We start from the raw sequence: 13,123 nt of genomic DNA, 5'->3' as shown, positions 1-13,123 counted from the left end.
AATGTTACGAGCAATTTCATATGTATTAACTTTTAGTGGCGGTGCTGTTTTTGGCATCGCTTTTCTCTGTTTATTACAGGCAGGGAAAGGGTATCCGAAGAAGGAGGAGTAATCAGTGGCAGAACAGAGAATGAAAGTCAGGGACAAGAAAGTCCAGAAGATGACCAAGGATGGTCTGGTGGAAGAAAACCTGACAGATAAATCTTCTGTTCGTGTCAGTAACCGTGTCGGTGATGTGCAGATGGGAAGAAAACAGGGGGAAAAAGAAGAAAACCTTGTGGATAAGTCTCCCCGCCAGTCTGAACGGAGTGGGAAAAATATTCGACCCTCTGTGCAAAAATCCAGAGATGCACCGGAACTGATACGGACAGAGAAGCAAAGTGAGGATTTTGGACAGAGTAGTAAACAGCAAAATAGAAAAAGAATCCGTGCTGAAGTCGGAAAAGAATCCAGACTTGCAGAAGAATCCGAAGCCGGACAGTCAGGGAGACTGAAAGAAAAACGTGCTGATCTATCAGAAAACAGAGGAGACAGCCGGAGAAATCAGACAGGTGGCAGCAAAAAGCCAAAACAAAAACAACGTTTGAAGTTTGCTTATGAGGAAACTGGTGCTTCTGTGAAAAATGACAAAGATATGGAGAAATTGAACCAGATGGATACGGATGGAGTCAATTTCCGCCATCAGAAACAGAAAGAAAAAGCCAAAAAGTTTTCTTATGAAGAAGCAAGAAAGAAAAAGGAAGCAAAGCAGCATTCCAAGAAAGCACAGGTCTATCAGGCAAATGAAGGAGAAACTCCTGGAAAGAAAAAATCCCGTTTGAAGTTTGGTGAAGGGGAATCTGTGAAAACAGAAAAAACTTCTGTTGTCAAGAAAGCAGGAAGTGCAACTTCCGTAGCATTGCACCGTGAGATCAGCAAAAATGAAGACGATAATGCGGCGGTAGAAGGTGCCCATAAGTTAGAAGAAAGCGGCGAAGGTGTTTACCGGCTGGAACAGAGAAGTGCCAGACGCAGGAAACAGTGGGCATCCAGAAAAAGAAGCAGACTTGAAAGACAGGAAGAGAAACAGGCACAGGCTGCATCCCATCAGGAGCAGAAGAAGCTGAAAAAACAGATTCAGAAGCAACAGATCAAATGGGATTATGCCAAAGCGAAGCGAAGTGAACAGACAGTAGGAACAGCTACAAAAGGTACGATTGATTATATTAAGAAGATTGGCGGTAAGGTCACCAACTTCTTTAAAGAAAATCGGAAGGTGTATATCAGTGTAGCAGTTCTGATCGGATTGATGTTTCTGATCATAACGAATGTCACGTCATGTTCTGCAGTGTTTTTACAAAATGTAATCACTTACACAGGGACCAGTTATCTGTCATCGGATCAGGCAATCCGGGAAGCGGAATTGTATTATACACAGCTGGAAGCTAATCTGCAGGAGCGGATCAACAACATGGAATCTGAAGAACCGGGACATGAGGAATACCGATATAACATCGGACCTATTGAGCATGATCCGTTTATCCTGATCAGTTATCTGTCAGCAAAGTATGAAGAATTTACCTTTGAACAGGTAAAGCCAGAACTGGATGCTCTTTTTGCATTGCAGTATCGGTTAGAAACAGAAGCAGTCAATGAGACTGTGACAGAGACAGCAACTGTAAGAGTTGGAGAATCTTTGGGACAGGTTGTGACCAGTGGGTATTGTAACTGCCCAATTTGTTGTGGTATTTGGAGCGGAGGACCGACTGCCAGTGGAGCATATCCAACTGCCAATCATACCTTAGCGGTAGATGCTTCCAATCCGTTTGTACCAATGGGAACAAAGGTAGTTATGAATGGTGTCGAATATACTGTAGAAGATACCGGAGCTTTCGCAAGATACGGTGTACAGTTTGATGTCTATTATGACAGTCATGCGGCAGCATCTGCACATGGACATCAAACATGGGAATGTTATCTGGCAGATGATAATGGAAGCAATGAAGTGGAAGTGACCAGGACAAGAGATGTAGATGTGCTGAATGTCACCTTAAATAGTGGAAACCTGATGTCAATCTGTCAGGACAGGTTGGGATTTTTCCAGAAAGAACTGTTCAGTGCCTACAACGATACAAAAGGCAACTTGCAGATGTTTGCAACACCGGTTGATTTTAACTGGTATTCCAGTGTGACCAGCTATTATGGATACAGGATTCATCCAATATCAGGAGCAAATCAGCTTCATAATGGTATGGATATCGGAGCACCGGAAGGGACAAAAGTAATGGCAGGGCTGACCGGAACGGTTACAACTTCTGCTTATAACGACAGCTATGGCAATTATGTTGTGATCAAGGACAGTAAAGGCTATGAACTGCGGTATGCACATTTAAGCAGCCGGAGTGTATCTGCAGGAGCATCCGTCACGAAAGGTGATGAGATAGGGCTTGTAGGAAATACTGGAAATTCTACAGGAAGCCATCTTCACATTGAACTTCTGAAAAATGGAGAGCGGTTAAACCCGATCTTTTATCTGGAAACAGGAGAAGGGGCAGGATTTGGCGGCAATGAATATACCAGTGAAGCAGCACAGCGTTTGTTAAATGAAGCAGCGAGATATCTTGGGACACCGTATGTGTGGGGTGGATATTCGCCAAGTGGATTTGACTGTTCTGGATTCGTAAGTTACTGCCTGACACATTCAGGTGTAAGGAATACAGGAAGATTAACGGCACAGGGATTGTATGACATTTGTACGCCGGTATCTCAGTCAGAAGCACAGCCAGGAGATCTGATCTTCTTTACAGGTACTTACGATGCAGGAGTTCCGGTAACGCATATCGGAATCTATGTGGGCAATGGTCAGATGATCCATTGTGGGCATCCGGTGCAGTATACGTCCATCAACTCTCCATACTGGCAGAGTCATTTCTATGGATTCGGACGATGGTAAGGAAAAGGGCGGTGTAACAGCCGTCCGGAAAGGAGAAGCGATGAAAAGTCTTGAAAAAGCAACGGCAGATTATGAGAAAGCCAAGGAAAAAATGGAAGCATCCAAAGCCAGATATGAAGCAGATTTAAAGCGTTTCAAGGCTGCGGAGATAGCAAAAACAGAAGCGGAAAATCTGGAAATTGTAAAAATTATCCGTGCAATGGATATGAGCATTCCAGAGCTGGAAGCTTTCAAAAAGAGAATGAAAAATGAACTGCCCGGCAGGGTAGAAATACAGAAGGAGGAAACAAGGTCTGATGATGAATTTAGAGAAGATGAAACAGAAGAAATCTAAAAATAGCGTGAAAAAAGGATTGCTTGCGGCAACAACGATTCTTTGCTTGACATCGCCTATGTTGCAGACACAGAGTGTGTTAGCGGCAGAGAATACAGCACCCGCAATTACGATTGAAAAGCCAGATGGCTGGAGACAGGGGGAAACGGCAGTCGCAATTACTGTGGATGCCAGTCATATGCCAGAAGGATTTTCTATCACAAAAATTGAAGCGAAAGCTGGGAAAGACGGAAGCTGGCAGGATGTGACAGGGAATGGAAGTATTTCCATTACTGGTAATCAGACGGTCTATGTGCGTGTGACAGATGGTGAGGGGAAGGTCTATGAGCAGAATCGCTCTATTAAGTGTTATGACACAGAAAAGCCTACGCTTTCTGCATCTCTGACAGATGGTGTACTGACGATTCAGGGAAATGATACCGTTTCCGGCATTACTTCTGTGACAGTTAATGGCACCACTTATACAGATCTGAAGGATGGAATGCTGAGAGTGCAACTGACACAGAAAGATTTTACAACAAAACAGATTGAAATCACGGTAACGGATGGTGCCGGAAATACTTCTGAAAAGTATGTGTTGCAGAATCCTTATTATGAATGGGCAAAGAAGCAGGCAGAGAAACAGAAAACTTCAGGTGACAGCAATGGTGCGATGGCAACCACGACCAGTGCAGATGCAACTGGGACTGAGAAAACAACGACTTCACCACTTCCGCAGGATGCACAGGCTTCTGAGCCAACAGATGCAAAAGGAACTGTGGATGATCGGACAGTGACAGGTATTGAGGAACAGCTTAATAAAGAAGGCGAGACAGCAGATTCTGTTACCAAAACAGCTACGGAAGGCACAAAAGAGTTTTATACCATTTCAACTAAGAGTGGTAAGATTTTTTATCTGATCATCGACAATTCAAAATCTCAGGATAATGTGTATTTCCTTACCGAAGTCAGTGAGAAAGACCTGATGAACTTCACACTTTCTGATTCTGTGACACTTCCGGAAGTAGATATTGTTTATGCAGAACCAGAGAAACAGGCTGAAGAAGAAAAGCCGGAAACGACAGAGACAGATGAGAAAGATAAGGTAGAGGATGAAATTCAGATGCCAGAAGACAAAAGTTTGGCAGGGACTTATCTACTGATCGGATTGGTTGCTGTTGGAGCTGCGGCAGGTGGTTATTACTTGAAAGTCTACAAACCGAAACATGAATATGATGATGAAGATGAGATGGAAGAGGATGAAAATGAATCCGAAGATTCAGAGTCAGAAAAACGGGAAGTAGACGATGCAGATGAGCAGGAAGAACAGGAAAATGCAGGGACAGAAGTTTTGAAAGATGAAGATTTCAATGATGAGGTACTAGAAGATGAAGAAGAGGAGCAGGAGTAAATGAAATTAGTGATTGCAGAAAAGCCATCGGTTGCGATGGCACTGGCTTCCGTGCTTGGAGCCAGAACAAGAAAAGATGGCTACGTGGAGGGAAACGGTTATATCGTTTCCTGGTGCGTAGGACATCTAGTTGGATTATGTGATGCATCGGAATACGATGAAAAATATAAAAAATGGAGATATGATGATCTGCCGATTGTGCCAGAATGTTGGAAACATAAGGTATTGGAAGGTACGAAAAAGCAGTTTGGAATCTTAAAGAAACTTATGAGAGATTCCAAAGTAGATGAAGTGATCTGTGCCACTGATGCAGGACGTGAAGGTGAGCTGATCTTCCGTCTGGTGTATGAGCAGGCAGGATGTAAAAAGCCGATGAAGCGACTCTGGATCTCTTCCATGGAAGAACAGGCAATTAAAGATGGATTTGCGTCATTAAAAGACGGTTCGTGTTATGACAGTCTCTATCAGTCAGCTCTTTGCAGGGCAAAGGCTGACTGGCTGGTGGGAATCAATGCGAGCCGTCTTTTTTCTGTTCTGTATAACCAGAATCTGAAAGTTGGAAGAGTACAGACACCAACACTTGCCATGATCGTGGATCGAAATCAGAAGATCAAGGAATTTACCAAAGAGAAATATTATATGGCTCATATCAAATTTGACGATATGGATGCGGTCACAGAGAATTTTCAGAAAAAAGAAGATGCAGATAAAGTGGCTGCAGAGTGTCAGGAGCGCATGTGCGAAGTGGAGAAGGATGATGTGAAAGAGAAAACGGTCCGCCCTCCGAAGCTTTATGATCTGACCACCCTGCAGAGGGAAGCTAACAGAATGTTTGGCTATACCGCACAGCAGACATTGGATGCTGTGCAGGAGATGTATGAGCAGAAGCTTGTCACTTATCCGAGAACAGACAGCCAGTATCTGACAGATGAGATGGGAGAAAGTACAGAAACTCTGATTCAGATGTTATTTGGGAAAATGCCTTATGCTGAAGGTCTGGAATATCAACCGGACGTGAGTAAGGTATTAAATTCAAAGAAAGTATCCGATCACCATGCGATTATCCCAACCATGGAAGTAGCCAAAGCAGATATTGGTGAACTGAAAGAACGAAGCCGCAAGATTTTGTATTTGATCAGTGCCAGGGTTCTGACAGCAACTGCAGATCCTTATATTTATGAGAGTCATAAATGTCAGATTACCTGCAATTATCATACGTTTTATCTCAATGCAAAGAAAACAAAACAGGAAGGGTTCAAGACAATTGAGAAAAAACTGAAACAGTTCTTTGGAATCATTGCAGAAAAAGAAGAGCCGGAGTTGGATATCTGGGCAGGCAAGCATTATGGTCCCTGTGATTCTTTTGTATCGGAGCATTTTACACAGCCACCGAAACAGTACACAGAAGATACCCTGCTTTCTGCGATGGAACGTGCAGGGAATGAAGAGCTGACCGAAGATACAGAAAAGAAAGGACTTGGTACTCCTGCAACAAGGGCAGCAATCATTGAAAAACTGATTCAGTCTGGCTTTGTGAAAAGGGAAAAGAAAAATCTGGTGCCGACAGATGATGGAAATGTGCTGATTACGGTTCTACCGGATGAGATTAAATCTCCGAAGATGACCGCAGAGTGGGAAATGGCATTGAATCATATTGCCCAGAATACAGAGACAGCAGATGAATTCCTAAATGGGATTACAGAGCTGATGCAGGAACTGGTTGCCAGGTATCAGGGGATTTCAGAAGAGAAGAAAAATCAGTTTCAGGGAAAGGCAAAAGGAGAAGTCATTGGCAAATGTCCCCGCTGTGGAGCAGATGTCAGGGAAGGAAAAGTAAATTTTTACTGTTCTGACCGGAAATGTGCTTTTACCTTATGGAAAAATGATAAATTTCTTGCAAGCCAGGGAAAAAAGATGGATAAGGTGGCAGCAAAGAAGTTCCTGTCTAAAGGAAAAATCCATTATAAGGATCTGGTATCAAGAAAAACAGGGAGACAGTATGAAGCAACTGTGGAGATGGTCGATCCCGGAGAGGGAAATGTACAGTTCAATCTTATTTTTCCACAACGATAAGTAGTGTATTGCAGGCAGTCTAAGGACTGTCTGTTTTAATACAAATATATGAAAGAGAGGACCTTAGCATGAAGAAAAAAGGTAATTTTAGAAAAGTAGTATCTGGCTTGCTGGCAGGCATGACAATGCTTAGTACAGTGCTGTCTCCGATGACGGCATATGCAGCGGAGATCCAGCCAGAGGAAAAACCTCCACTTTATGAGGAAGTGAAAGACCTTCTGGATGAAGATGAGGTGGTGACTGCCAAAGATTATGAAATTGAAACAGGCAGTGTATTTGATGTGAAATCAGATTACACGGGACTGGAAATCAAGGATGATAACAAGGTCAAAGTCACATTTGAGGAAGCAAAGAATGACAAGGATGAGGATTTTACGACAGATCATGCGGACACTTACAAAGCGGTCTATTATGTGGAACCGGTAAATCAAGAGCATCCGAAGTACCAGATCAGCCGAAAACTGATTGTGCGTGAGAAAGCAACAGAAGCTCAGACTGAAACTGCAGGGAGTGAAGCAGTGACCGAATCAGAAACCGCTGGCAGTGAACAGCAGACAGAGGAAGCGGAGGATTCAGAAGCAGACTCGGAGATTACCGATATTGACGCTGATGAATTTGATGATTTAGTAGAGCAGGCACAGAATCAGGATACCTATGATGAAGAATCAGGGTTAGAGCTTCATGATGTTTTGGAACAGGCAGGAGACGAAGGTGTGGATCTTGATGCTATGGAAGAGGGAGAGATTGCAACATTTGAAGCAGTTTCAGCTTATTCAGCAAGAAGTACACAGCAGGTAACAATTGAAAAAGGACCACTGTATAGATATGCAGATTATAATCTTGGAACCTATCTGACAGAGCCGTACTATATCAGCTACGGAAACGTCAGAGCAATTGCGTATTGTGTACAGCCAGCTAAGCCAGGACCTGGATCTGGAAATTATACAATTACAAAGATTGGAGACAATCAGGCGTTAGCAAAAGTGTGTTATTACGGCACAGATGCCGCAGGGAGCGAAAGCTTTTTTGCGAATAAACACACGGATTTTTCAGAAGGAAAAAGATTCATCATCATTCACATGGCTGCATCATATGCCAACGGAAGCAGTGATGCATTTTACGGAACCAATGCTACAGGAGAGGCTTTGGCAAAAGAACTCTATAATTATTGTGTGAATAAGCCGGAAATACCAGATGTAGCGATGTCATTTTCAAAGCCGGATGTAAAAGCTTATGTAGATAGAAATGTTCAGAGAACGGAGAACATTAAGTTCAACGCATCTTCCCAGCAGAAAATCACAATGGACTTACCAAAAGGAGTAAAGCTCCATAATGTATCTACTGGAACCGTAAGTGCGGCAGGTGCAAGCGTAACAATTGGAGGAGGAACCACGTTTTATCTCTCAGCTCCTCTGACACAGACAAGAGATGTAAGTGATACTTTTTCTGCAAAAATGAAGGGAAGTATTACAAAAGATTATTCAGCATATAAATTGACTACGAATGCAAGTGTTCAGGATCTGGCATTTGTATTTGGAGAAGGTGTTGCTGATGAAAAATATGTAAGCTTAAAGGTGTCATGGATTGAACAGGCTACGATCGAAATCGTAAAGAAAGACGATACAGCGAATGTCAATCTTGCAGGTGCAGTATTTGGCGTTTACAGCGATGAGGCTTGTACAAAGCTGATCACTCAGATGCCTGCAACAGATAAGAATGGAAAATCCTCTGTTACGATTATCAAGACACAGGATACCGTTTATCTGAAAGAAATCACAGCACCACAGGGATATGTAGTAAATGCAACGGCAACAAATGTAAAACTGGTAGCAAGTAAGACCTCAGCTGTAACCGTGGAAAATAAGGAGCAGCTTGCAGAGCTTACTGTTTATAAAGAAGGTCAGGTGCTTACCGGAGCAGAAGTCAGTGAGAGTGGAACCGTATTCCATTATGAGAACCGCAGACAAAAAAATGCTGTTTACAACGTGTATGCCGGAGCAGATATTGTGACTGCGTATGGTACAAAAGTGTACAGCAAAGGTGATCTGGTGAAAGAAAATCTGACAACAGGTGAGAATGGCTCTGTTACCCTGAAGAATCTCCATCTAGGAACTTATGTGGTAAAAGAAGCAAAAGCACCGGACAACTTCTATAATGGCGGCGAAGAAAAGACAGTGACGCTGACTTATGCCGGACAGAATAAAGAAGTTGTATTTGCGGATGTCACCTTCAACAATGAGCGTCAGAAAGCAGAAGTCACTGTAGTAAAACAGGATAAAGATACAAAGAAACCGCTGGAAGGTGGTATTTTCGCCCTGTATGCGGCAGACGATATCAAAAATGCAGATGGTGTAGTTGTTGTAAAGAAAGGCACCCTGATTGAGAAAGCCACTACCGGTGAGGATGGAAAGGCAAAATTCACAGCAGATCTGCCTATCAATCATTCCTATTCCGTAAAAGAAGACCAGGCACCAGAAGGCTATGTAAGAAATACAGAAGACGTGTATACGTTCAAGTTCTCTTACACCAATGATAAAGAAGCAACCGTATCTTTCGCCCATACCTTCAGCAATGACCGTGTGACAGCAAAAATCAATTTATTCAAAGTTGATAAAGAAACAGGAAAAGCCGTTCCGCAGGGCGATGCAACACTGAAAGGTGCAGTCTACGGATTATATGCCCGTGAAGATATCGTGCATCCGGATGGAGCAACCGGTGTGATTTATAAAGCAGGGGAACAGGTGGCTTCTCTTACAACGGATGAAAAAGGACAGGCTTCTGTAGATGGCTTATATCTTGGCAAATATTACGTCAAGGAGATCACACCACCGACCGGATACCTGGCAGATACAGAAGAACATGATCTTGAATGTAGTTATGAAGGTGATATGACTGCAGAAGTAAAAAGAGAATGCATTTCCAGTGAACAGGTGATCAAGCAGCCGTTCCAGATTATCAAAGCAGCCAACAATGGAAAGACCGATGCAGATCTGTTATCCGGAGCCGGATTTACAGTTTATCTGAAATCTTCCCTTACAAAGAAAGCAGATGGAAGCTATGATTTTGATTCTGCTAAACCAGTAGTGAGTGGAGAAAACGGAGCTACTGAGATTTTTACAGATGAAAAAGGTTATGCCTGCAGTATTCCATTACCATTTGGAAGCTATATTGTCCGTGAAACAACAACACCACACAATTACAAGCCAGTCGATGATTTTGAAGTGAATATCACAGAGAACCATCCGAATGAGCCACAGATCTGGCGTGTGCTTCTGGACAAAGAGTTCAAGGCAAAATTGAAAATTGTGAAAAAAGACGATGAAACAAAGAAATCCGTCCTGATTGCAGGAACAGAATTTAAGGTATATGACCTGGATAACAAAAAATACGTGGAGCAGGTAACTACTTATCCTGTGACAACCACACACAAGTCCTATTTTACAGACAGTCAGGGTTATCTGATCATGCCAAAGAACCTGAAAATCGGACATTACCGGATTGAGGAAGTCAACGCACCGGAAGGGTACACAATCAACAAGAATTATATGGAGATTGCTGTTGATGCAAACACTGCTTATCAGATGGATTCAGAAAGCGGCGATGCCATTATCACAGTTGATTACGAGAATCATCCGGTAAAAGGAAAGCTGACGATCTATAAAAAAGGTGAGATGCTGAGTGGATTCAAAAAGGATTTTGTTTATGAAGAAAAATATCTGAAAGGTGCAGAGTTTAACGTCTATGCAGCGGAAAATATCTACACACCGGATTATCAGAAAGATGAAAATGGAAACAGACAGCTGATTTATGCAAAAGATGCTCTGGTAACAACGGTAACGACCGGGGAAGACGGAAAAGCAGTTGCAGATAACCTGCCGCTTGGTTCTTACTATGTGGTAGAAAAAACAGCACCGGAAGGATTTGTTCTGAACCATGACAGATCGGATGTAGCATTTGTCTATGCAGATCAGGATACACCTGTGATCGAACAGGAAGTGACTGTTGGTGATGACAGACAGAAAGTTGCAATCCAGGTAGAAAAACAGGATGCAGAAAACGGAGCAACGGTAGAAGGTGCAGTCTTTGGCATTTATAACAAAGATGATATCAAAGCAGAAGGCAAAGTCATTGTCAACGCTGATACCCTGTTACAGGAAATGACTTCTGATAAAGATGGAATTGCTTCCTGTACGCTGGATCTGCCACTCGGACAGTATTATGTAAAAGAGTTAAAGGCACCGGCAGGATTCGTTTCTTCCGATGAAGTTCTGAATCTGGATGCTTCTTATCAGGGACAGGACGTGAAGACAGTAAAACTGAAAACAGTGAAGAAGAATCAGCCGACAACGGTTGAAATTACAAAATCAGATGTGACAACAGGTGTGGAACTGGATGGAGCAAAACTCACCGTTCTTGATAGAGAGGGGAATGTCGTAGATCAGTGGACTTCTGTAAAAGACCAGCCACATGTGATTAAACGACTGACCGTTGGGGAGGAATATACCCTTCGTGAAGAAATCGCACCGTATGGATATCTGAAAGCAACGGATGTGAAGTTCACACTGGAAGATACCGCAGAGATTCAGAAGGTAGAGATGAAAGATGAAGTGCCGACAGGACTTTTAATCATCAACAAAAATGGAGAATTTTTGGATAAAGTGACACTTCTGGACAATGTAAAAGGCACTGTGGAGCATCTCTTCGAATATGTAACCGGAAGCCTTACAGATGTGACTTTCGATGTATTTGCTGCGGAAGATATCAAAGCGGCAGATGGTGTCAGCAAAGATTATTACAAAGCAGATGAAAAAGTAGGAACTATTACTACAGATTCCAATGGTATTGCACAGATGGATAATCTCCCGGCAGGCAAATACTATGTGAAAGAAGTTAAAACTGCCCATGGCTATGTATTGGATGGAGAACCGAGATATGTTGATCTTTCCTACCGTGATCAGGACACACCGGTAATCACTTATGATGAAAAATGGCAGAATACCCGTCAGAAAGTAAAGGTTACTGTTCTGAAGAAAGAAAAAGATACAGACCGTGTTCTTGCAGGCGGCGTCTTCGGCCTTTATACCAGTGAAGATATCAAAAATGTAAACGGAGATGTGTTGCTTGAGAAAGATTCCCTCATCGAGCAGAAAGCAACCGATGAGAAAGGACAGATCACTTTTGCGGCAGATCTTCCAGTAGATGGAAAATATTATGTAAAAGAGAACAGTGCACCGGACGGATTTGTGACAACGGAAGAAGTGCAGGAGTTTACCTTTGAATATGCCGGAGAAGATCAGGCAGAAGTAAGCTATGATTTTACGTTTGAAAATCAGCCGACCACAGTGGAACTGACAAAAACAGACCTGACCACAGGCAAAGAACTTCCAGGTGCACACCTGAAAGTGACGGATGCAGATGGAAATGTTGTGGATGAATGGACTTCTACAGAAGGATCTCATGTGATCAAAGAACTTGTTGTAGGTAATGAGTATACCATGACGGAAACAAAACCGGCAGACGGATATGTTACTGCAGAGAGCATTACCTTTACGGTTGAGAATACAGCTGAGATTCAGAAGCATGAGATGAAAGATGATGTGACCAAGGTTCAGATCAGCAAGACAGATATCACAGGAGATACAGAGATTCCTGGTGCAAAACTAACGATTCTTGATAAGGACGATCAGGTAGTAGAGAGCTGGACTTCCACAGAGGAGGCACACTATATTGAAAAACTGCCAATTGGTAGATACACCTTACGAGAGGAACAGGCACCAAAAGGATATCTTCTGACATCGGATGTGACATTTGAGGTGAAGGATACTGGAGAAATCCAGAAAGTGGTTATGAAAGATGATACTGCCAAGGGAAAAGTCATTCTCAATAAGACAGATAAATCATCTGGGGAACCGCTGAAAGGAGTAGAATTTGAATTCCGTGACAGCAAAGGAAAGGTCCTGGAAACCTTAAAAACAGATGCTGCCGGTCATGCCGAGAGTAAGCTGTATGAGATTGCCGCATTCAAGAACGGCAAATATGATACAGCAATCAAGTATTATCTGGTGGAGACAAAAACACTGGATGGATACACACTGGATCAGACCAAGCATGAAGTGACATTTGCCTACGCAGACGACAGTACGCCGGTTGTAGAAGTTACTTTCAATCTGACAAATGAGAAACCGGAAGTTCCGGAAACACCAAGCACACCAGATGTGCCGCAGTCCCATGAAGAGACGAAGGTATCAGATGCACCGAAGACAGGAGATAACACAAATATCTGGCTGCCGATTCTGCTTCTGCTTATCTCTACCGGAGGCATGGCAGGACTTTATATCAGCAGAAAGAAAATCAGAAAACAGTAATCCTCAGTAAAGGGGGCCCTGAATCAGGG

At 42.9% G+C, this 13,123-nt stretch carries 6 protein-coding genes; all 6 read left to right on the top strand.

What is annotated here, in order from left to right; genetic code table 11:
* The first annotated feature begins 1 nt into the window (after position 1).
* The 6 genes from DW922_RS05150 (at position 2) to DW922_RS05125 (ending at position 13,094) form a co-directional block, all read left to right on the top strand.
* A complete protein-coding gene (locus tag DW922_RS05150; RefSeq protein ID WP_008688066.1) occupies positions 2-112 on the top strand; it encodes a hypothetical protein in 111 nt (36 codons plus the stop codon).
* Between the two features lie 48 nt (positions 113-160).
* Positions 161-2,932 carry a peptidoglycan DD-metalloendopeptidase family protein gene (locus DW922_RS05145; RefSeq protein ID WP_347521540.1) on the top strand — a complete coding sequence of 924 codons (2,772 nt, stop codon included), beginning with the start codon at positions 161-163 and terminating at the stop codon, positions 2,930-2,932.
* Between the two features lie 40 nt (positions 2,933-2,972).
* On the top strand, positions 2,973-3,266 hold the full coding sequence (locus tag DW922_RS05140; RefSeq protein WP_028086445.1) for a DUF4315 family protein: 294 nt from the start codon (positions 2,973-2,975) through the stop codon (positions 3,264-3,266).
* A complete protein-coding gene (locus DW922_RS05135) occupies positions 3,229-4,656 on the top strand; it encodes a CD1107 family mobile element protein (protein WP_028086446.1) in 1,428 nt (475 codons plus the stop codon). Before DW922_RS05140 ends, DW922_RS05135 begins: the two co-directional genes overlap by 38 nt.
* Positions 4,657-6,729, top strand: coding sequence for a DNA topoisomerase 3 (locus DW922_RS05130; RefSeq protein WP_055195143.1), 2,073 nt, complete (start codon positions 4,657-4,659; stop codon positions 6,727-6,729).
* Between the two features lie 68 nt (positions 6,730-6,797).
* Positions 6,798-13,094 carry a SpaA isopeptide-forming pilin-related protein gene (locus DW922_RS05125; RefSeq protein ID WP_073106996.1) on the top strand — a complete coding sequence of 2,099 codons (6,297 nt, stop codon included), beginning with the start codon at positions 6,798-6,800 and terminating at the stop codon, positions 13,092-13,094.
* Positions 13,095-13,123: the final 29 nt, after the last annotated feature.

The sequence above is a fragment of the Clostridium sp. AM42-4 genome (assembly GCF_003480105.1).
Taxonomy (GTDB): Bacteria; Bacillota; Clostridia; order Lachnospirales; family Lachnospiraceae; genus Brotaphodocola.
The sequence above is the reverse complement of the archived record's forward strand: the minus strand, read 5'-3'. Positions and strand labels throughout refer to the sequence as shown.

What these genes read in the sequence shown, in the direction of transcription:
- DW922_RS05150 (WP_008688066.1), top strand. Translation starts at nt 2, where the DNA reads ATGTTACGAGCAATTTCATATGTATTAACTTTTAGTGGCGGTGCTGTT.
- DW922_RS05145 (WP_347521540.1), top strand. Translation starts at nt 161, where the DNA reads ATGACCAAGGATGGTCTGGTGGAAGAAAACCTGACAGATAAATCTTCT.
- DW922_RS05140 (WP_028086445.1), top strand. Translation starts at nt 2,973, where the DNA reads ATGAAAAGTCTTGAAAAAGCAACGGCAGATTATGAGAAAGCCAAGGAA.
- DW922_RS05135 (WP_028086446.1), top strand. Translation starts at nt 3,229, where the DNA reads ATGATGAATTTAGAGAAGATGAAACAGAAGAAATCTAAAAATAGCGTG.
- DW922_RS05130 (WP_055195143.1), top strand. Translation starts at nt 4,657, where the DNA reads ATGAAATTAGTGATTGCAGAAAAGCCATCGGTTGCGATGGCACTGGCT.
- DW922_RS05125 (WP_073106996.1), top strand. Translation starts at nt 6,798, where the DNA reads ATGAAGAAAAAAGGTAATTTTAGAAAAGTAGTATCTGGCTTGCTGGCA.